18 protein-coding genes and 1 tRNA gene are annotated in these 19,853 nt (G+C 72.2%); 15 read left to right on the forward strand and 4 right to left on the reverse strand.

Annotation, left to right across the window (positions count from 1 at the left end):
- Positions 1 to 20 precede the first annotated feature (20 nt).
- The 13 genes from JX575_RS06775 (at position 21) to JX575_RS06835 (ending at position 10,594) form a co-directional block, all read left to right on the forward strand.
- A complete protein-coding gene (locus JX575_RS06775; protein ID WP_186341683.1) occupies positions 21 to 323 on the forward strand; it encodes a hypothetical protein in 303 nt (100 codons plus the stop codon).
- A gap of 138 nt (positions 324 to 461) precedes the next feature.
- Positions 462 to 1,262, forward strand: coding sequence for an electron transfer flavoprotein subunit beta/FixA family protein (locus JX575_RS06780; protein WP_186341684.1), 801 nt, complete (start codon positions 462 to 464; stop codon positions 1,260 to 1,262).
- Between the two features lie 31 nt (positions 1,263 to 1,293).
- Positions 1,294 to 2,247: an electron transfer flavoprotein subunit alpha/FixB family protein gene (locus tag JX575_RS06785; protein WP_186341685.1), complete on the forward strand. Its 954-nt coding sequence runs from the start codon at positions 1,294 to 1,296 to the stop codon at positions 2,245 to 2,247.
- Positions 2,248 to 2,382: 135 nt separating this feature from the next.
- Entirely contained in the window at positions 2,383 to 3,633 is a 1,251-nt protein-coding gene (locus JX575_RS06790; RefSeq protein WP_186341686.1) for a glutamate-5-semialdehyde dehydrogenase, read from the forward strand.
- A gap of 18 nt (positions 3,634 to 3,651) precedes the next feature.
- Positions 3,652 to 3,801, forward strand: coding sequence for a hypothetical protein (locus tag JX575_RS06795; protein ID WP_206054541.1), 150 nt, complete (start codon positions 3,652 to 3,654; stop codon positions 3,799 to 3,801).
- A 16-nt stretch (positions 3,802 to 3,817) separates the two neighbouring features.
- Entirely contained in the window at positions 3,818 to 4,540 is a 723-nt protein-coding gene (nadD, locus tag JX575_RS06800) for a nicotinate-nucleotide adenylyltransferase (protein WP_277395321.1), read from the forward strand.
- A complete protein-coding gene (gene rsfS / locus JX575_RS06805) occupies positions 4,537 to 4,896 on the forward strand; it encodes a ribosome silencing factor (RefSeq protein ID WP_186341688.1) in 360 nt (119 codons plus the stop codon). The genes nadD and rsfS overlap by 4 nt, the downstream gene beginning before the upstream one ends.
- A complete protein-coding gene (locus JX575_RS06810; protein WP_186341689.1) occupies positions 4,893 to 5,519 on the forward strand; it encodes a histidine phosphatase family protein in 627 nt (208 codons plus the stop codon). The genes rsfS and JX575_RS06810 overlap by 4 nt, the downstream gene beginning before the upstream one ends.
- On the forward strand, positions 5,516 to 5,986 hold the full coding sequence (locus tag JX575_RS06815; RefSeq protein ID WP_206054543.1) for a DUF4112 domain-containing protein: 471 nt from the start codon (positions 5,516 to 5,518) through the stop codon (positions 5,984 to 5,986). Before JX575_RS06810 ends, JX575_RS06815 begins: the two co-directional genes overlap by 4 nt.
- Positions 5,987 to 6,042: 56 nt before the next feature.
- Positions 6,043 to 6,118 (forward strand) — tRNA-Ala (locus JX575_RS06820).
- A gap of 129 nt (positions 6,119 to 6,247) precedes the next feature.
- On the forward strand, positions 6,248 to 7,900 hold the full coding sequence (locus JX575_RS06825; RefSeq protein ID WP_186341690.1) for an MFS transporter: 1,653 nt from the start codon (positions 6,248 to 6,250) through the stop codon (positions 7,898 to 7,900).
- 24 nt (positions 7,901 to 7,924) lie between these two features.
- Positions 7,925 to 9,169 (forward strand): ornithine--oxo-acid transaminase, encoded by a 1,245-nt coding sequence (gene rocD / locus JX575_RS06830; protein ID WP_186341691.1) that lies wholly within the window; start codon positions 7,925 to 7,927, stop codon positions 9,167 to 9,169.
- 42 nt (positions 9,170 to 9,211) lie between these two features.
- Complete coding sequence (locus JX575_RS06835; RefSeq protein WP_186341692.1) at positions 9,212 to 10,594, forward strand: DUF6226 family protein; 1,383 nt, start codon at positions 9,212 to 9,214, stop codon at positions 10,592 to 10,594.
- Positions 10,595 to 10,631: 37 nt separating this feature from the next.
- Here the strand turns inward: JX575_RS06835 and JX575_RS06840 are convergent, their stop codons facing one another.
- The 3 genes from JX575_RS06840 to JX575_RS06850 are packed head-to-tail and all read right to left on the reverse strand — an operon-like array spanning position 10,632 to position 13,189.
- Complete coding sequence (locus tag JX575_RS06840) at positions 10,632 to 11,393, reverse strand: 3-oxoacyl-ACP reductase family protein (RefSeq protein ID WP_186341693.1); 762 nt, start codon at positions 11,391 to 11,393, stop codon at positions 10,632 to 10,634.
- A gap of 9 nt (positions 11,394 to 11,402) precedes the next feature.
- Entirely contained in the window at positions 11,403 to 12,650 is a 1,248-nt protein-coding gene (locus tag JX575_RS06845; RefSeq protein ID WP_241005371.1) for an MFS transporter, read from the reverse strand.
- Positions 12,647 to 13,189, reverse strand: a complete 543-nt coding sequence (locus JX575_RS06850) for a helix-turn-helix domain-containing protein (RefSeq protein ID WP_206054544.1) — start codon at positions 13,187 to 13,189, stop codon at positions 12,647 to 12,649. The genes JX575_RS06845 and JX575_RS06850 overlap by 4 nt, the downstream gene beginning before the upstream one ends.
- Before the next feature lie 264 nt (positions 13,190 to 13,453).
- On the opposite strand from JX575_RS06850, the gene JX575_RS06855 reads away from it, so the two are divergent.
- On the forward strand, positions 13,454 to 13,924 hold the full coding sequence (locus tag JX575_RS06855) for a DUF4870 domain-containing protein (RefSeq protein WP_186341694.1): 471 nt from the start codon (positions 13,454 to 13,456) through the stop codon (positions 13,922 to 13,924).
- A gap of 106 nt (positions 13,925 to 14,030) precedes the next feature.
- Here the strand turns inward: JX575_RS06855 and JX575_RS06860 are convergent, their stop codons facing one another.
- Entirely contained in the window at positions 14,031 to 16,937 is a 2,907-nt protein-coding gene (locus tag JX575_RS06860) for a M36 family metallopeptidase (protein ID WP_241005372.1), read from the reverse strand.
- A gap of 410 nt (positions 16,938 to 17,347) precedes the next feature.
- Here JX575_RS06860 and leuS point away from each other — a divergent pair, with 410 nt between their 5' ends.
- Positions 17,348 to 19,846 carry a leucine--tRNA ligase gene (gene leuS, locus JX575_RS06865; RefSeq protein ID WP_186341696.1) on the forward strand — a complete coding sequence of 833 codons (2,499 nt, stop codon included), beginning with the start codon at positions 17,348 to 17,350 and terminating at the stop codon, positions 19,844 to 19,846.
- The last annotated feature ends 7 nt before the right edge of the window (positions 19,847 to 19,853 follow it).

Here is a 19,853-nt window from a genome sequence, read left to right on the forward strand (position 1 = left end):
ACACGGGGAGGCACTGCGCTGTGGTCACCAAGATCCGGGCGACGCTCGCCCAGCTCATCTGGCTGGCGTGCGCGCTCGCGGCACTGCTGCTGGCGGTCGGGGCGCTGCTGATCGCCCTCGAGGCCAACAGGTCCAACGCCCTCGTCGACGTCGTGCTCCGCGCCGCCGACCTCGCCGACCTCGGGGTGTTCTCCCGCCACGACGGGATCAAGGACTTCCGCGGGCGGGGCGCGGAGGTCAAGAACGCGCTGCTCAACTGGGGCCTCGGCGCGGTGGCCTGGCTGGTCGCCGGGCGGATCCTCGAGCGCATCGTCCGACCCTGACGCCGTCGGCGCCACTGTGCGCCACTGTGCGCCACTGTGAGCCACCGCACCCGCACGACCATTCCGATCGGTCATGACCGGCCGGTAGCCTCACCCACACATCCGAGTGCACAGGAGGGGCCGCGAGGCCACACCACCATGAACATTGTTGTCTGTGTGAAGTACGTGCCGGACGCGACGGCCGACCGCAAGTTCGAGGACGACTTCACGGTCGACCGCGTCGGCGTCGACGGGCTGTTGTCCGAGCTGGACGAGTACGCCGTGGAGCAGGCGCTGCAGTTCCGCGAGAAGCGCGAGGGTGAGGAGATCACCGTGACCGCGCTGACCGTGGGGCCGGAGAAGGCCGTGGACGCGGTGCGCAAGGCGCTGCAGATGGGCGCCGACGCCGGTGTCCACGTGGTCGACGACGCGATCGCGGGCTCCGACTACCTCGGCACCTCGCTGGTGCTGGCCAAGGCGATCGAGAAGGTCAAGGCCGACACCGGTGCCGACCTGGTGATCTGCGGGATGGCCTCGACCGACGCCGCGGGGTCCGTGGTGCCGGCGATGCTGGCCGAGCGCCTGGGCCTGCCGCAGGTGACACTGGCCTCGGTGGTGGAGTCGCAGGGCGACCAGGTGCGGATCAAGCGTGACAACGAGGGCTCGACCGAGGTCATCGGCGCGACGCTGCCGATCGTGCTCAGCGTGACCGACCAGTCGGGCGAGGCCCGCTACCCGTCGTTCAAGGGCATCATGGCGGCGAAGAAGAAGCCGCTGGAGACGTGGTCGCTGTCGGACCTCGGGCTCGATGCCGACCAGGTCGGGCTGTCGGTGGCCTACAGCCGGGTCGAGGACACCACCGCGCGTCCGCCGCGCACCGCCGGTGAGATCGTCACCGACGAGGACGGCTCGGGCGCCGGCGCGCTGGTCGACTTCCTCGCGTCCAAGAAGTTCATCTGAGCCGGCTGCCGAGACTGGAGAGAGACACCACATGTCTGAGGTTCTTGTTGTCATCGACCACGCCGCCGGCGAGGTCAAGAAGCCGACCTACGAGCTGCTCACCATCGCGCGCCGCCTCGGCGAGCCGTCCGCGGTGTTCTTCGGCTCGCCCGAGCAGGGCGACGCGGTGGCCGAGAAGGTCAAGAAGTACGGGGCCGCGAAGGTCTACGTGATCGACGACGCCCCGATCAAGGGCTTCCTCGTCGCGCCCAAGGCCGAGGCGCTGCAGCAGCTGGTCGAGAAGAGCAACCCGGCCGCGATCCTGCTGCCCTCGACGTTCGAGAACAAGGAGGTCGCCGCGCGGCTGGCGATCAAGATCGGCTCCGGGCTGATCACCGACGCCGTCGACGTGCAGGAGGGCGGCGTCACGACGCAGAGCGTGTTCGCCGGCAACTTCACCGTCCAGGCGAAGGTCACCACCGGTACGCCGATCATCACGGTCAAGCCCAACTCCGCTGCTCCGGAGGAGGCCGAGGGCGCGGGTGTGGTCGAGGCGTTCGCCGCGACCGTGTCCGACGCCGCCAAGGGTGCGCAGGTCGTGGCCACCCAGCCGCGCCAGTCCACCGGTCGTCCCGAGCTGACCGAGGCCGCGATCGTGGTCTCGGGCGGTCGTGGCACCGGCGGCAACTTCGACCCGATCGAGGGCTTCGCCGACTCGCTCGGTGCCGCGGTGGGCGCCTCGCGTGCCGCGGTCGACTCGGGCTGGATGCCGCACGCGTTCCAGGTCGGCCAGACCGGCAAGACCGTCTCGCCGCAGCTCTACGTGGCCAACGGCATCTCCGGTGCGATCCAGCACCGCGCCGGCATGCAGACCTCGAAGACCATCGTCGCGGTCAACAAGGACCCGGAGGCCCCGATCTTCGAGCTCGTCGACTTCGGTGTCGTCGGAGACCTCCACACGGTGCTGCCCGCCGCCACCGAGAAGATCGCCGAGCGCAAGGGCTGAGCGACCCGCACGCCCGACCGTGCACAGCGACCCGGCAGGACTCCTGCCGGGTCGCTGCGCGTCCGGGCCACGACCCCGCCGTCGTGATGCGAGACGCCGCCCGCGGGCCGGCCGGCTCGGCCTACCCTCGTGCGCATGAGCAGCGAGGACGACGTCAGGCAGGCGGCCCAGCGCGCCCGGACCGCGAGCCACGACCTGGCCACGGCGACACGGGCGACCAAGGATGCCGCGCTGCGGGCGATGGCCGACGCCCTCGTGTCGTCCAGCCCGGAGATCCTGGCCGCCAACGCCGAGGACGTCGCCCGGGCCGACGCGGCCGGCACGCCCGCCCACATCGTCGACCGGCTCCGGCTCGACGACTCCCGCCTCGAGGCGATGGCGCAGGGCCTGCGCGACGTGGCCGCGCTGCCCGACCCCGTCGGCGAGGTGCTGCGCGGCAGCACGCTCGCCAACGGCCTGGAGCTGCGTCAGGTGCGGGTGCCGTTCGGGGTCGTCGGGATGATCTACGAGGCGCGTCCCAACGTCACGGCCGACGCGGCCGGGATCTGCCTCAAGGCCGGCAACGCGGTGCTGCTGCGGGGCTCGTCGAGCGCCCGGTCGAGCAACGGCGCCATCGTCGCCGCGATGCGCGGTGCGCTGGCCGGCAGCGGCCTGCCGGAGGACGCCGTGCAGCTCGTGCCGGGGGAGTCGCACGACAGCGTCAAGGCGTTGATGCGGGCGCGCGGCCTCGTCGACGTGCTCATCCCGCGCGGCGGTGCCGGGCTGATCCGCAGCGTCGTCGAGGAGTCGACCGTGCCCGTCATCGAGACGGGGGTGGGCAACTGCCACGTCTACGTCGACGCCTCGGCCGACCTCGAGCAGGCGCTCGCGATCGTGCTCAACTCCAAGACCCACCGCACGAGCGTGTGCAACGCGGCCGAGTCGCTCCTCGTGCACGAGGACGTCGCCGACGAGTTCCTGCCGACCGTCGTCGAGGCGTTGCAGGACGCCGGGGTGCTGATCCACGGCGACCGCTCGTTCGCGGAGTACGACGACGTGGTCCCGGTGACCGACGAGGACCACGCCGCCGAGTTCCTGGGCCCGGAGATCTCCGCAGCCGTCGTCACCGACGTCGAGGGCGCGATCGCGCACATCCGCCGCTGGTCCTCGGGCCACACCGAGGCGATCGTCGCGCGCGACCAGGCCACGATCCGCCGCTTCGTCGCCGCCGTCGACTCCGCCGCGGTGATCGTCAACGCGTCCACCCGGTTCACCGACGGCGGTGAGTTCGGCTTCGGGGCCGAGATCGGCATCTCCACCCAGAAGCTCCACGCACGCGGCCCGATGGGGCTCCCGGAGATGACGTCGAGCAAGTACGTCGTGGTCGGCGAGGGCCACGTCCGGTGATGCCGGTAGGGTGAGTCCATGCTGAGCACCGTCATCCCGCTTGCCGCCGAGACCGGCGAGCACTCGCCCGCGATCCACCCCTACGCCGTGGGGGCCATCGCCCTGGGCCTGCTGCTCGTCCTGCTGTTCGCCGTGGTCTCCTTCGGTGGCGGTCGCGAGCACAGCTGAGCCCGTGGCCGGTCCGGTGGGGCAGCGTCGCGTCGGGGTGATGGGTGGCACCTTCGACCCCATCCACCACGGCCACCTGGTCGCGGCGTCCGAGGTGCAGGCCTGGTTCGACCTCGACGAGGTCGTCTTCGTGCCCACCGGCGACCCGTGGCAGAAGAGCGACCGGGAGGTCGCGGGCGCCGAGCACCGCTACCTGATGACCGTGGTGGCCACGGCCGCCAACCCGCGCTTCAACGTCTCCCGCGTCGACATCGACCGCGCGGGCAAGACCTACACGATCGACACGCTGCGCGACCTCAAGGCGGAGATGCCCGACGCCGAGCTGTTCTTCATCACCGGTGCCGACGCGCTCGCCGACATCTTCACCTGGCGCGACGCCGACGAGCTCTTCGCGCTCGCCAACTTCGTGGGCTGCACCCGGCCCGGCTACGAGATGGACCCCAGCGCGCTGGCCAAGATCCCGGCCGACCGGGTGACCATGGTCGAGATCCCGGCGTTGGCGATCTCCTCGACCGACTGCCGCGAGCGCAAGCGTCGCGGCGAGCCCGTGTGGTACCTCGTGCCGGACGGTGTGGTGCAGTACATCGCCAAGCACGGCCTCTACACCGACGGCGCGTCGGCTCCCGGCCGCTCCGGCCCCGGGGCCGCCCGCGTCACCAGCAGCACTCCCAGCAGCACTCCCCGCAGCACTCCCCGCAGCACTCCCCGCAGCACCTCCAGCAGCAAGGACACGGCATGACTGCCACCGACCACGCCCTCGACCTCGTCGCCGTCGCGGCCCAGGCCGCCCACGACAAGAAGGCCGACCAGGTCCTGGCGTTCGACGTCAGCGACCAGCTCGCGATCACCGACGCCTTCGTGCTGGCCAGCGCCAGCAACGAGCGCGCGGTCGGCGCCATCGTCGACGAGGTGGAGGACAAGCTCCGCGAGGTGGGCGCCAAGCCGATCCGGCGCGAGGGCCACAAGGAGGGGCGGTGGGTGCTGCTCGACTACGGCGAGATCGTCGTGCACGTGCAGCACGAGGAGGAGCGCACCTTCTACGCCCTCGAGCGCCTGTGGAGCGACTGCCCGCTCATCCCGCTGACCTTGACGTGAGACGCCTCGTCCTGCTCCGCCACGGCCGCACGGAGTGGAACGACACCGGGCGCGCGCAGGGCCACGCCGACGTCCCCCTCGACGAGGTCGGTGAGGCGCAGGCCAAGGCGGTCGCACCCGTCCTGGCCGCGCTGCGGCCCGTCGCGGTGTGGTCCTCCGACCTGGCCCGGGCGGCCGCGACGGCGGCCGTCGTGGCCGCGGAGGCCGGGCTGGAGCCCGTGCTGGACCCGCGGCTGCGCGAGTACGACGTCGGGCGCAACCGCGTCGGGCTCACCGACGAGCAGTACGCCGGCGCCCACCCCGACGAGCACGCCGCCCTGCTGGCCGGCGACATCGCGGCGATCCCGGGCCGGGAGACCCGCGCCGACGTGGTGGCGCGGCTCCTGCCGGCGCTGACGTCGTACGCCGACGGGCTGGGGGAGGGCGAGACCGGCATCGTCGTCTCGCACGGGGCCGCCCTGCGCACCGCGGTCCCTGCCTTCCTCGGCTGGGGCGACGACGCCGGGGACGGTCTGGGCGTGCTGGCCAACTGCGGGTGGGTCGAGCTCACCCACTCGGCCTCCGCGTGGACCGGTGGCGCCGTGCGCTGGCGGCTCACGGCGTGGAACCGGGTCGTGGCGTGAGCGAGCGGGCCCGCGAGGTCGACGTCACCCTGAGCCGCCAGCTGGCGCGGGTGATGGACGACGCGGTGACGGTGCCCGGGACGCGCATCGGCGTCGGTCTCGACGCCCTCGTCGGGCTCGTGCCGGGCATCGGCGACGCCGTCGGCAGCGCCCTGTCGGGGATCATCGTCCGCGACGCCATCCGTGCCCGGGTGCCGATGCCGGTGCTGGCGTGGATGGGCCTCAACCTCCTCGTCGACGCGCTGCTGGGCCTCGTCCCGGGGGTCGGCGACCTGCTCGACGTCGCCCACCGGGCCAACCGCAAGAACGTGCGCCTGCTGATGCGCGAGATCGAGCGCCAGCCGCTGCGCGAGCCCCCGAGCACGGCGTACGTCGTCGGCGCCGTGGCGCTGATGCTGGTGCCGGTGGTCGCCGGTGTGGTGGCGACGGTGCTCGGGATCTGGTTCCTCTGGCGCTGGCTGACCTGAGCAGGACCCCCCGGATTTCACCTGCCGTCGGGCGTCGGCTAGTGTTCTCGGCTGTTGGGGCTGTGGCGCAGCTGGTAGCGCATCTGCATGGCATGCAGAGGGTCAGGGGTTCGAGTCCCCTCAGCTCCACCAGGAGGAGATGGACACGAGAGGCCGGGCCCGAGGGCCCGGCCTCTCGTTCTTTCGGGGGGTGCCGCGCCGATCGCGGTGGCGCGCGGCGCGCCGCCGCCACGCGCGGGCGGGCGGCTTACCGTGGATGGCATGGCCACCGACCCGACCGCACAGCCCGACGTCGCCGCTGCTCCGCCCGACCGGCGGCGGTGGTACGGACTGGTCGTCATCAGCCTCGGCGTCTCGCTGATCATCGTCGACTCGACGATCGTCAACGTCGCCGTGCCGTCCATCATCGACGACCTCGGCATCACCTCCACGCAGGCGCAGTGGGTGCAGGAGGTCTACACGCTGGTCTTCGCGGCACTGCTGCTCGTCTTCGGCCGCCTGTCCGACCAGTGGGGACGACGACGCCTGTTCGCCATCGGCGCGCTGGTCTTCGGGCTCTCGAGCATCCTGGCCGCCACCGCCGAGAGCGGCGCCTGGCTGATCGGCGCCCGCGCGCTGCAGGGCCTCGGTGGCGCGATGATGCTGCCCACCTCCCTGTCGCTGCTCAACGCCACCTTCCGTGGCCGTGAGCGCGGGATCGCGTTCGGCGTGTGGGGCGCGACGATCGGCGGCACGGCCGCCCTCGGCCCGCTCCTGGGCGGGTGGCTCACCACCGACTTCTCCTGGCGGTGGGCGTTCGGGCTCAACGTGCCGTTCACGATCGTCGTCATCACCGGCCTCTACCTCCTGGTCAGCGAGTCGCGCGAGCCCAGCACGAAGAAGGGCCTGGACTGGGTCGGTGCGCTCCTCGCCACGCTCGGCTTCGGCGCGGTGGTGTTCGCCCTCATCGAGGGGCGCACCTACGGCTGGCTGCGCACCGACGAGACGCTGACCCTCTTCGGCCGCCGCTGGCCGTGGGAGGTCTCGCCGATCCCCCTCTCGTTCGTCATCGGCCTCGCCCTGCTGGGGATGTTCGTCGCGGTCCAGCGGCGGCGCAACGCGGCCGGACGGGTCGCGATGCTCGACCTGTCGCTGTTCGGCATCACCTCGTTCCGCAACGGCAACATCGCCGCGTTGATCGTCAGCCTGGGCGAGTTCGGGCTGCTGTTCGCGCTGCCGCTGTGGTTCCAGAACGTGCTGGGCTACACGGCGTTCCAGACCGGACTCGTGCTCCTCGCGCTCGCCGTCGGCAGCTTCGCGGCGAGCGGGATGACGACGGTGATCGGACGCAACCACTCGCCGGTCTTCATCGTGCGCCTCGGCATCTCGCTGGAGATCACGGGCATCGCGGGCATCGCGCTGCTGCTGCGCACCGACTCGCCGTGGTGGGTCACGGCTCCGCTGCTGTTCGTCTACGGCGTCGGCGTCGGCTTCGCCACGGCCCAGCTCACCGGCGTCGTGCTGGTCGACGTCCCGGTCGAGCTCAGCGGCCAGGGATCCGGCACGCAGAGCACCGCCAGGCAGGTGGGGTCGGCATTCGGCATCGCGATCCTGGGCACCATCCTCTTCACCGTGCTGGGCGCCCGGCTCGACGCGCACCTCGCCGACCAGGACGTGCCCGACCAGGAACGCACCCGCATCGTCGAGGCGGTCAAGGGCAGCGCCGGCGCCGCGATCCCGGAGCTGGGCAAGAACCCGGCCACCGCGTCGGCGGCGCAGGACGCGCGCGAGGCGTTCACCGACGCGACCCGCATCTCCGCGGCCGCCGCGGCCATGTTCTTGATCCTGGGCCTGCTCGCCAGCCTGTCGCTGGGCCGGTCGCGACCGGAGCAGCCAGCGACTCCGGAGCACCGGTCCGCCGAGTCGGCGAACTGAAACACCCGGTGGCACGATGGGCCCATGACCGCGACCGACGTTCCGCACGGCACCACCCCCGCCGTCTCCGAGCGCACCCGGGCCCACATCGAGGCCACCGAGCGCTACGCCGCGCACAACTACCACCCGCTGCCCGTCGTCCTCGCCGAGGGTGAGGGCGCCTGGGTCGTCGACGTCGACGGCAACCGCTACCTCGACTGCCTCGCGGGCTACTCCGCGCTCAACTTCGGTCACTCCAACGAGCGCCTCGTCGCGGTCGCGCGCGAGCAGCTCGGCCGGCTGACCCTGACCAGCCGCGCGTTCTTCAACGACAAGCTCGGCGGGTTCGCCGAGGCGCTGTGCCGGCTGACCGGCAAGGACATGGTCCTGCCGATGAACTCCGGGGCCGAGGCCGTCGAGACCGCGATCAAGGTCAGCCGCAAGTGGGGCTACGAGGTCAAGGGCGTGCCGGCCGGGCAGGCCACCATCATCACGATGGAGGGCAACTTCCACGGCCGCACCACCACGATCGTCAGCTTCTCCGACGACGACGTCGCGACCTCGGGGTACGCGCCGTTCACCACCGGTTTCCGCGGCGTGAAGTACGGCGACATCGAGGCGGTGGCGTCGGCCATCGACGAGACGACGGTCGCCGTCCTCTTCGAGCCCATCCAGGGCGAGGGCGGCGTCGTGATGCCGCCCGAGGGCTTCCTGCGCGACCTCCGCGCGCTCTGCACCGAGCGCAACGTGCTGATGGTCGCCGACGAGATCCAGTCGGGCCTGGCCCGCTCCGGGCGCACCTTCGCCTGCGACCACGAGGACGTCGTGCCCGACATCTACGTGATGGGCAAGGCACTCGGCGGCGGCCTCTACCCGGTCTCCGCGATCGCGGCCGACCACGAGGTCATGGACGTCATCACGCCCGGCTCCCACGGCTCGACGTTCGGCGGCAACCCGCTGGCCGCCGCCATCGGCACCGAGGTCGTCGCGATGCTCGAGGAGGGCACGTTCCAGAGGCGCTCGACCGAGATCGGCGAGCTGCTCGAGGCGGGCTTCTCGCCGCTGGTCGGTCGGGGTCTGTCCGAGGTCCGGGTCCGCGGTGCCTGGGCCGGCATCGACATCGACCCGACGCTCATGACGGGCCGGCAGATGTCCGAGGCGCTGATGGCGCGCGGCATCCTGGCCAAGGACACCCACGGCTCGACCGTCCGCTTCGCCCCGCCGCTCGTCGCCAGCGACGAGGACGTCGCGGTGCTCGTCGCCGCCGTCACCGAGGTCCTCACCGCCTGACGACCCGCCAAATGGCTGGACGGTGCTCCTAGCCTGTCGGGCATGGAGGCACGCTTCGACCACCTCGTCATCGCCGTCGCCGACCTCGACGAGGCGGCGCAGCGGTGGCGCGCGGCCGGCATCCGCGCCGAGCGCGGGGGAGCCCACCCGGGCGGCACGGAGAACCTGCTCGTCCGCGGCCCACGACCGGCCTACGTCGAGCTGGTGGCACCGGGGAGGCACGCGACCGGCCCGTGGCTCGACCGGCTCCGTGCGAGCCGTGGACCGATCGCGTGGGCGATCGCGGTCGACGACCTCGACGACGCGCGACGGGCACTGCTCGCCGCGGGCTTCGCGCCCGATCCGCCGATGCCCGGCTCGCGCCGCACCCCCGACGGGGAGCTCATCGAGTGGCGCGTGTGCGAGGTCGACGGAGGGTCGGACGAGGGCTTCCTGCCGTTCCTCATCGAGTGGACGTCGCCGATGGGCCCGGGGCCGGGCGACGGGCCGGTCGTGGAGCACCTTCAGCTGACCCCGCCCGACCCGGACCGGCTCGCCGACCTGCTGCTGGCCCTGGGCCTCCACGCCGACCGCCACTTCCCGCGCCGGGTCTTCCTCGAGCCCGGCGGCACCCACATTTCCCTGCTGCCGCTCGGGCGCCCGGAGCGGAGCGAGGGCGTCGTGTGGGCGATCGTGGGGACGGACGACGGGCGGGGGGAGCTCGCCGAGCTGTCCCTCGCGCTGCCCGTCGAGGCGTCCACCCGCCTCACCCTGGACGGCGTCGTGGTCACCACCCGCCCCGATCGTCGGCGGTTCGCCGCCGCCGCGCTGCTCCCGGCGGTCGACGAGGTGTTCGCGCGGCTGCGCGGCGACCTCGCCGACTGGCCGGACCCGCACCCGCAGGGTGCCCCCGCGGACGAGGAGGAGTACTCGCGCTGCCTCGACCCGGGGAAGTACCGGCTGCTCGCCGTGCGTGCGGACGCGTGGGTGGAGGCCATCGTGTCGGCCGGGCTCGGCGTCGCCGAGCAGGTCGACCCGCGGTCGGTGCGGTGGGGCGCGCCGGTGCTCGAGTCCAGCCGGGTCACCGTGGTCCGCGGACGAGCGGGCACGCAACCGGTCGTCGTGGGCGTCGCGCCGTCGCCGGGCGCCACCGAGGCGTTCGTCGCCATCGGGGTCGGGGACCCCGCGGAGGTCCTGGTGAGCCAGCCCGACTGCGGCTGCGACGCGTGCGACACCGGGTCCGCCGACCTCCTCGAGAGGGTCGACGACGCGTTCGTGCTGGCCCTGTCCGGCGGCGTCTACGCGGTCCGCGACGGCGAGCGGGTCGTGCGCCGCTCGCTCGACGGCTGGGGGAGCTCCGGGGTCGACGACGGCGAGCGGTGGCTCGCCGACGCCGCGCAGGGACGGCGCAGGGACGGCGTCGTCGCGGGCGCGGCCTGGCTCTGACGCGCCCGACCCCGGCCGGGGCCGGCTCGGGCCGGGCTCAGGCGATCGTGAGGCCGCCGTCCACCGGGATCATCTGCCCGGTGACGTAGCCGGCGGCGTCGGAGGCCAGCCACATGGCGGTCGCGGCGAGCTCGTGCGGGCGGCCGGTGCGTCCGGCGGGCACGCGCTGCAGGGCGAGGTCGAGGTAGCCCTCGGGGTAGGTGTCGGTCATCTCGGAGGCGAAGAAGCCCGGCGCGAGCGCGTTGACCCGGATCCCCTTGCGGCCCGTCCACTGCTGGGCGAGGTCCCGGGTGAGTCCGCCGAGCCCGGCCTTGGACGCGGAGTAGGCCGCCTGCGGGAGGGCGCCGGTGGTGATGCCGAGGACGGAGGAGATGTTGATGATGCTCGATCCGGGCTGCATCACCCGGCCGCACGCCTGTGCCATCCAGTAGCAGCCGTTGAGGTTGACGTCGATCACCGAGCGGAACTGCTCGGGCGTCTCGCGCGTGGCCGGCACCGCGGTGCCGACGCCGGCGTTGTTGATGAGCACGTCGACCCGGCCGAACGTCGCCATCGTCTCGTCGACGAGGTGCTGGCACTGCTCGGGGTCGGCGACGTCGGTCACGACGGTCTGCACGCGGCGGCCGGTCGAGCGCACGGAGTCGGCGACCCGCTCGAGCCGGTCGGCGCGGCGGGCTCCGAGCACCAGGTCGGCCCCGCCCTCGGCGAAGCAGTGGGCGAACGCCACGCCCAGCCCGCTCGACGCGCCGGTGACGATGACGACCTTGTCGTCGAGACGGAAGAGGTCCATGACGGTCATGTCGAGACCCTACGGCGTGGGGCCGCTCGCCGTCGCCGCCGGTGCGACGGGCGCGCGCGGCAGGGTGCGCACCGACCGCGAGCACAGCACGAGCGCGCAGATCACGGCGTAGGCCACCCCCGAGGCCACGAGCACGCGGTCGTTGCCGAACACCTCGCCCAGCGGACCCCACGCGAGCTGGCCGATGGGCATCGCGATGAAGGAGCCGAGCATGTCGTAGGAGTAGGCCCGCGACAGCAGGTGGTCGTCGATGTTCTCCTGCATGGCCAGGTTCCACCCCATGCCGAAGACCTCGAGGCCCATGCCGCCGACGAAGGCGGCGACGACGAGGGCGACGAGCACCGGGTCGAGGCCGAGCATGAGCATCGGCAACGACATGGACGCGCAGGCGAGCATGCCCCACAGCAGCGGCCGCTCGAGGCGCACCCGCAGCAGGATCACCGTCATCACCAGCAGGCCGAGCGCCTCGGCGGACAGCACGTAGCCCCAGCCCTGCCGGCCGATGGTGTCCTCGGCGACCACCGGCCCGAGGGTGAAGATCGCGCCGTGGTGGATGGCGTTGAGACCACCGAAGCCGAGCACGACCACCCACAGCCAGGTGGTCCGGCGGAAGAACGTCCAGCCCTCGCGGAGCTCCGCGATGGTGCTGTCGGACGCGGCCCGCTCCAGTGGGGGGATCCGGACCCGGGTCAGGCACAGTGCGGCCAGCGCCCACGCGAGCGCGTCGATGGCGAGCGCCCAGCCGGCACCGGCCGTGACGACCAGCAGCGCGCCGACGGTGGGCCCGAGGACCGTGAGCCCGTTGCGGGTCAGCGACAGCAGCGCGTTGGCCGGCTGCAGCTGCTCGCGCGCCACCAGCTGCGGGACCATGCCGGCCATCGCCGGCATCGAGATCGCCGACACCGCGCCGTGCACGGCACTCAGCACGATCACCATCCAGAGCTCGGCGGTGCCGGTGAGGACGAGCACCGCGATCACGCCCTGGGTGAGGGCGGAGGCGATGTTGGAGGCCTGGAGCACGACCGCCCGGGGGAAGCGGTCGGACAGCACACCGCCCCACAGCAGGAGCAGGATCATCGGGATCGTGTGGGCGGCCAGCACCTGGCCGATGGCGACGGCCCGGCCGTCGATGTCGAGCACCGCGAAGGTCAGCGCGATGTTGGCCATCATCGTGCCGAGGGTGTTGGTGGTGCGGGAGGCGAAGTACCACGCGAAGTTGCGGTTGCGCAGCGGAGCCAGGGCGCTCGACCAGGTCACGACGACTCCTGGCCCGGGTCGGACATCCGGAAGGCGAACAGGGACGCGCTGACGTGGATGGTGCCGGGGGAGCGGGGCGCTCGGGCCTCGGCGTGGAGGAGGTCGCCGGCCTCGCGCAACAGGTCCACGGCCCGGGCCCAGGTCTCGGGATCGACCCAGGTCTCGATGTCGGACATCTGCCCGACCCCGGACCGGTGCGAGAGCTGGCGTCGGGTGATCTCGCGGGCGGTGGCACGCACGTAGGCGATGCGGTCGTCGTTGCTCGCGCGCGTGGCGGGCGGGGCGTCGACCACCACGTAGCGGTAGCGCTTCGCGACGCCGCCGCGGATGCGTTCCTCGCTCTCGACCACCAGCTCGCCCGCCTCGTGCAGCACCCGGAGGTGGTAGGACGCGTTGGCGTGGGTCAGGTCCAGCTCGCGGGCGACCTCGGCCGCGCTCATCGCCTCCGCGGTCAGCAGCGAGAGGATCCGGAGTCGTACCGGGTGCGCCACCGCGCGCAGTGCCGAGACCGCTTCCGGGTCCGTCAGGTCGTCGGTCAAGGCTCACCCTCCAAGAAGTCTTGGGGGGCAAGTCTGCGCGGGTGGGTCTCGACTGTCAAACACTTCTTGGGTGGTCTGGCCGGCCGACTATGGCTCGGCTGCGCCGGAGGCCTCCGGCACACCCCTGACCCGACCCTGAATCCACCCCTGGATCCGGCCCTGAATCCGGCCCTGAACCGGGTCGAACCACGTGATTCGGCGCCCTCGACGTGCTTGGCTTGCCTTGATGAGAGCGGGCGCCCGGCCCGCCGAGGAGTGAGCCAGATGTCCGACCAGTACCCGAGCCCGTACGACCCGGGGGGCTACCAGCGGGACCCCCAGCAGCCCACGACCGCCTACCGGGCGACGCCCACGACCATGTCGCCGCAGGACGAGCGCACCTGGGGAGCGATCAGCCACGCCGGCGCGGTGGTCGCGATGGTGTGCTCGGCAGGCTTCCTCGGGTTCCTGGCGTCGATCGCCGTCTACGTGGTCCACAAGGACCGGGGCCCGTTCGTGCGGGCGCACGCAGCCAACTCGATCAACGTGCAGATCTCGATGTTCATCTGGCTCCTCGTCGCCGGGGTGATCTACGTCGTCCTGGGCGTCATCACGCTCGGCATCGGCTTCGTCGTGTTCCTGCCGGTGTTCGCAGTCCCGTTCGTCGTCGCGGCCGTCCTGCACGTCATCGGAGCGGTCAAGGCCTACAACGGGGAGTGGTGGAACCCGCCTTTCACCCCGCAGTTCGTCCGCTGACCACACCTGGGCCCACCTGATCCCACCCGAGCCCACCCGAGCGAGCCGACGCGCCGAGGCCCCGACACGTTCACGTGCCGGGGCCTCGGGGGTGCAGCCGTGTCGATCAGCGGCCGAAGGCCTGGAACTCCGTCGCCCGCACGTTGAGGTCCTGGTCGCTGCCTGCCGAGCAGTCGCTCACCGCACGCGGGTCCTGGTCCTGCTCACCGGCGTAGTCGGGCCCGCCGGTGCACTGGTTGGTGACGACCTGGAGCCACAGGTGGGTCGCCTTGGTGCGCCGGATGTCGAACGAGCGGAGGATCAGGTCCGGCGCCCGCGGCCGGGGGGCCGTGGCCGGGAACGCGTCCTCCGGGCTGACGAACACCCGGGTGAACTCGTCCTGCTCGTCGCAGTCGACCCCGCGGGCGATGGAGCACGACCAGACCTCGAACTGCCGCAGGGCCGAGTAGCGGCTCTGGCTCGGCTCGGCCGGGGTGCCGTCGGGGTTGGTCCGGGCCGGTCGCAGGTGGGTGCTGACCTGCACCCGCCGCACGTCCTGGCGCTTGGTGCCGGCCAGGTCGACGATCACGTGCTGCTCCGCGACCGGAGCGCCCAGGGCCGCCCACTGGGTGCCCTCCTCGTCGTCGACGAGGCTGACCAGGTCGGTGCCCGTGCCCTCGACCGCCGCGCCGTTGGTGACGGACGCCAGGTTGGTGTCCATCCGTGGCTTGAGGGTCTTGGCCCGGCCGGCGGCGAACGCCGTCAGCGGGATGCGGGCGTGGCCGTGCCCGGGGGCGCGGGCCACGAACTCGTAGTTGCCCGGCACCAGCTCCACCCGGTTGGGCAGCGCCGTGGTCGGGTCGGTGTCGGCCACCGGCACGGCCCGTGCCTGGTAGTGGCCCACGAAGAGCTGGGCTCCGCGCACCAGGCGACCCTGCTCGTCGCGCGGCGCGAAGGTGACCGCCGACTCGTCGGCGTAGGCCGAGCGGAAGCTCGGCACCGGGTCGGCGTCGGCGTTGCCGGCGCTGGTGGCACCCTCGCCGAGGCCGCGACGGGCGAAGGCGTTCCAGAGGATGTCCTGGTTGGCCCCGTTGAAGCGGAGCAGGTCGGCGGCCAGCATCGCGTTGCGGGAGTCGACCTGACTGACCTGGCTGTTGGCCATCAGGAGGAACGAGTCGAACACCAGCTGCATCCAGCGCCGGTTGCCCGGGCACCCGCTGACCGGTGTCTGGCCGTTGGCGCACGACTTGTTGAGGGCCGCGTCGCCGGCACCGTAGCGATCGATGAAGGCCTGCCGGATGTCGAAGTTGGTCGCGGTCCAGATCTCGCCGTCGGCGTGCACCTGCGGGCCGGTGACGTCGTAGCCGATGTCGGTGTAGTTGAGCGGGCTGCGGCTCATGTTGTAGTTGCGGATGCCGGCCACCGGGTCGCCGGTCGTGTACTGGCCGATCGTGAAGGCCTGGAGACCGGAGGCGGCGTAGCCGTGCTCGTGGAGGTACTCCATGGCCAGCTGGTCGCTCCAGCTCTCGCTCATGCCCTGCGGCGAGCTGACGCCGCCGTTGGGGCCGGCGATCATCCGGTTGCTGATCGCGTGGCCGTACTCGTGGCCGATGACGCTCATGTCGTAGTCGCCGTCGACGCACGGGGCGTAGAAGGAGCCGGCGATCGGCTGCCACATGTACATGTTGGTGATCGGCGCCTGGCCGTCGGGCGGGGTGAACTGGTTGGCGTTGTTGCGCGCGGCGAAGGTCGGCGGACCGCCCGAGATCGCGCCTGCCTGGGCGTTGCCCTGCTCGTAGTCGTTGCCGAGGCCACCCCGGCCGAGGTTGTCCTTCTGCATGTTCCAGGTGCTCTCGACGAACCCGAGGTGGTAGGACCAGTCGTGCATGCGGTTGTGCATCGCGAAGAGGTTGGCGCGGGCGGCGTCGAGGTCGACGTTGTCGGGGGACCCGAACGTCGCGGGGTTGCAGCCCTCCTCGTACCACTGGTTGGTCCACGGGTAGGCGTAGTCACGGGTCGGCGACGCGGTCGCCGTCTCGGTGCCGACGGTCCGCGAGTTGTTGCTGTTGCGGTTCTCGACCGCGATGGCGTTGTTGCCCAGCGTGGTGAACGTCGGCAGGTTGGTCGCCGGGTCGACGTCCCAGGGCAGCGAGGCGCTGGTGCCGACCGTCTCCTCGCAGCCGGTCAGCGGCGTCCAGCACCACGTCGCCCGGGCGTCGCGGGAGGAGTAGTCCACCGGCGGGCTGCTCGGGAACACCTCCCACTCGGGGTTGTCGGCGTCGTGGTCGACGAGGTCCTCGCGGACCAGCACCTCGCCGGAGCGGGCGTCGACGTAGCTGGCGAAGCCGACGGCCTCGTCGCCCTCGGAGCGGAGCACCACCTGGAAGGCGGCGCGCGCCGCGGCGCCCGGCACAGGCACCGCGACCTCGGTCGTGCCGAGCACGACGGGCGCGGCGATGCCGGCGTCGCGGGCGGCGAGCCGCTCGGCGTCGGCCGCCGTCAGGGTGGCCGGAGCCGGCGCGGCCGCGTCGCGTGCCAGCGACGAGCTGACGTAGAGCACCTTGCCGTTGCGGAGGCCCACGGCGGCGATGCCGTCGACGCCCGCCGCGAGGTCGCCGAACTGCTGGCGCACGATCACCACGTCGGCGTCCTCGCCCAGCGGGCGGCTGGCGAGCACCTCGACGGACTCGGCGGCCCGGGCGGTGAGGCCCAGGACGTCGCGGGACCCGGCGAGGAACGCGAGCGCGGCCGCCTCGGGGTCGGCGGGAAGCCCCGTGGCGAGGGGCGCGTCCGTGGCCATCAGCACGGCCGGCGTGCCGAGCTTGTTCCACCGGGCCGTGGCGTCGAGGTCCGCGGCAGCGGACCGCTGCTTCGCGGTCGGCGCGGCCCGGCCGTCGCGGACGTCCTTGTCGCGGGAGGTGGAGTCCTCTCCCTGGAACCCGGCGCCGGCGCCGGGCGGACCCCCTGGTGGTGGGCCGGCCGAGGAGGCCGGCGAGGCGAACGGTGCGAGAGCTGCTGCCAGGGAGAGCGTCACGAGGGCAGCGCCGACTCCTCCGACCCGAGAACTGAGGTGCATCGGTGGGTCCCTTCCGGCGACCGCGGCCGCCGTGTCCGAGAAACGTGGGAATCTCGTTGTACCCCGGTGGGGGACCGGTGGGAAGACTTGGACAGACATTGTCGTCGGGCCGGCCGGCGCCGCGGAGGCAGGGCTCCGGTGCCCGGTATCCCGACCGGGCCCCAGCGGGGTCGGGGCGCCGCCCCACCTGATCGGCAGGCGGCCCGGGGGGCGAGTATGCTGGTGCCGTGCACGAGCAGCTCCTTCTTGCCCAGCCGCGCTGATCGAGTCCTCCCACCCACGGAGACCGACGCGCGGCCACCCCTCCATGCGAGGGGTTTTTTCATGCCCGACCCCCGCCACAGCAACAGCCAGCACGAGGACACGCGATGACGACCGACACCGGAGCCCACGACGCGAGCGAGGCGCGCGCGACGTACGACATCGAGGCCACCGAGACGAAGTGGCAGCGGGTCTGGGAGGAGCTCGAGCCCTTCCGGGCCGACGACGACAGCCCGCGTGAGAAGCGCTACGCGCTCACGATGTTCCCGTACCCGAGCGGGGACCTCCACATGGGCCACGCCGAGGTGTTCGCGCTGCACGACGTGGTCGCGCGCTACTGGTGGCAGCGCGGCTACGAGGTGCTCAACCCGATGGGCTTCGACTCCTTCGGCCTGCCGGCGGAGAACGCCGCCATCCGCAACGACGAGCACCCCGACACCTACACCCGCGCCAACATCGCCCGCTCGATCGAGTCGTGCCGCACCTACGCCGCGTCGTTCGACTGGTCGCGCACGTTCAACACCAGCGACCCCGACTACTACCGCTGGACGCAGTGGCTGTTCCTGAAGTTCTACGAGCGCGGGCTGGCCTACCGCAAGAACAGCCCGGTCAACTGGTGCCCGGTCGACCAGACCGTGCTGGCCAACGAGCAGGTCGTCGGCGGCACCTGCGAGCGGTGCGGTGCGGAGGTGACCAAGAAGGAGCTGACCCAGTGGTACTTCAAGATCACCGACTACGCCCAGGAGCTGCTCGACGGCCTGGACGAGCTGGAGGACACGTGGCCCGACCGCGTCGTCACCGCGCAGCGCAACTGGATCGGCCGCTCCGAGGGTGCCCACGTCACCTTCACGCTGCACACCGCCGGCGGTGAGCGCGACGTCGAGGTCTACACCACGCGTCCCGACACGCTGTACGGCGCGACGTTCATGGTGGTGGCCGCCGATGCGGCGCTGGCCGCGGAGATCGTGCACCCCGACCGCGCGCAGGCGCTGCAGGACTACCTGGTGGAGGTGCGCAAGGCCTCCGACATCGACCGGCTGGCCACCGACCGCCCCAAGACGGGCGTCGACCTGGGCATCACCGCCACCAACCCGGTGTCGGGCGAGGAGATCCCGGTCTGGGCGAGCGACTACGTGCTGGCCGACTACGGCACCGGCGCGATCATGGCCGTGCCCGCGCACGACCAGCGCGACCTCGACTTCGCCCGGGCGATGGGACTGCCGGTGCGGCGGGTCATCGACGTGCCCGGGCAGGACGACCCGGCGGAGTCCGGGGTGGCGACCTCGGGCGACGGCACCTACGTCAACTCCGGGCCACTGGACGGGCTGAGCGACAAGGCGTCGGGCATCCGCACGATCATCGAGCGGCTCGAGGCCGAGGGCCGCGGCTCCGGGGCGGTCAACTTCCGCCTGCGCGACTGGCTGCTGAGCCGCCAGCGCTACTGGGGCGCGCCGATCCCGATCGTCCACTGCCCGGTGGACGGCGAGGTCCCGGTGCCCGAGGACCAGCTGCCGGTGACGCTGCCGATGCTGAAGGGCGCGGACCTGAAGCCCAAGGGCACCTCGCCGCTGGGAGGGGCGACGGAGTGGGTCGAGACGACCTGCCCGACCTGCGGGGGCCCGGCCACCCGCGACACCGACACGATGGACACGTTCGTCGACTCGTCGTGGTACATGTTCCGCTACTGCTCCCCGCACGAGACCGAGGCGCCGTTCGACAGCGCGAAGGTCAACGCCTGGATGCCGTGCAACCTCTACGTCGGCGGCGTCGAGCACGCGGTGCTGCACCTGCTCTACGGCCGCTTCTTCACCAAGGTCCTCAACGACATGGGCCTGGTCGACTTCCGCGAGCCGTGGTCGGCGCAGCTCAACCAGGGCTTCGTGATCAACCAGGGCAAGAAGATGAGCAAGTCCCTGGGCAACGGCGTCAACCTGGGCGAGCAGCTGTCGGCCTTCGGCGTCGACGCGGTGCGGCTGACCCTCGTGTTCGCCGGACCGCCCGAGGACGACATCGACTGGGCCACCATGTCGCCGGAGGGGTCGCTGCGCTTCCTGCAGCGGGCCTGGCGGCTCTCGGGCGACGTCACCTCGGCGCCCGGTGCCGACGTGTCGACCGGCGACCTCGCGCTGCGGCGTACGACCGCGCGCACCGTGCACGACGCCGCCGAGCTGGTCGAGACCTACCGCTTCAACGTGATGGTGGCGCGGGTGATGGAGCTGGTCAACGCCACCCGCAAGGCCATCGACTCCGGCTGCGGTCCGGCCGACCCGGCCGTGCGGGAGGCCACCGAGGCGGTGGCCGTGCTGCTGTCGCTCGTCGCGCCCTACACGGCCGAGGAGATGTGGGAAAGGCTGGGTCACGAGCCCACCGTCGCGCGCACCGGCTGGCCCGAGGTCGACGAGGCGCTGCTGGTCGAGGACACCGTCACCGCCGTCGTCCAGGTCAAGGGCAAGGTCCGGGCGCGCCTGGAGGTCTCGCCCGACGTCTCCGACGCCGACCTCGAGGCCGCGGCGCTGGCCGATCCCGCCGTGCAGCGGGCGCTCGAGGGGGCGACGGTGCGCAAGGTGATCGTGCGCGCGCCCAAGCTCGTCAACATCGTCGTCTGAGCGCGCG

Source organism: Nocardioides sp. zg-1228 (assembly GCF_017086465.1).
Taxonomy (GTDB): domain Bacteria; phylum Actinomycetota; class Actinomycetes; order Propionibacteriales; family Nocardioidaceae; genus Nocardioides.

Coding starts and splice junctions, on each gene's coding strand:
- rsfS (WP_186341688.1), top strand. CDS start 4,537: ATGACTGCCACCGACCACGCCCTCGACCTCGTCGCCGTCGCGGCCCAG.
- JX575_RS06795 (WP_206054541.1), top strand. CDS start 3,652: ATGCTGAGCACCGTCATCCCGCTTGCCGCCGAGACCGGCGAGCACTCG.
- leuS (WP_186341696.1), top strand. CDS start 17,348: ATGACGACCGACACCGGAGCCCACGACGCGAGCGAGGCGCGCGCGACG.
- JX575_RS06825 (WP_186341690.1), top strand. CDS start 6,248: ATGGCCACCGACCCGACCGCACAGCCCGACGTCGCCGCTGCTCCGCCC.
- JX575_RS06835 (WP_186341692.1), top strand. CDS start 9,212: ATGGAGGCACGCTTCGACCACCTCGTCATCGCCGTCGCCGACCTCGAC.
- rocD (WP_186341691.1), top strand. CDS start 7,925: ATGACCGCGACCGACGTTCCGCACGGCACCACCCCCGCCGTCTCCGAG.
- JX575_RS06780 (WP_186341684.1), top strand. CDS start 462: ATGAACATTGTTGTCTGTGTGAAGTACGTGCCGGACGCGACGGCCGAC.
- JX575_RS06840 (WP_186341693.1), bottom strand. CDS start 11,393: ATGACCGTCATGGACCTCTTCCGTCTCGACGACAAGGTCGTCATCGTC.
- JX575_RS06790 (WP_186341686.1), top strand. CDS start 2,383: ATGAGCAGCGAGGACGACGTCAGGCAGGCGGCCCAGCGCGCCCGGACC.
- JX575_RS06785 (WP_186341685.1), top strand. CDS start 1,294: ATGTCTGAGGTTCTTGTTGTCATCGACCACGCCGCCGGCGAGGTCAAG.
- JX575_RS06855 (WP_186341694.1), top strand. CDS start 13,454: ATGTCCGACCAGTACCCGAGCCCGTACGACCCGGGGGGCTACCAGCGG.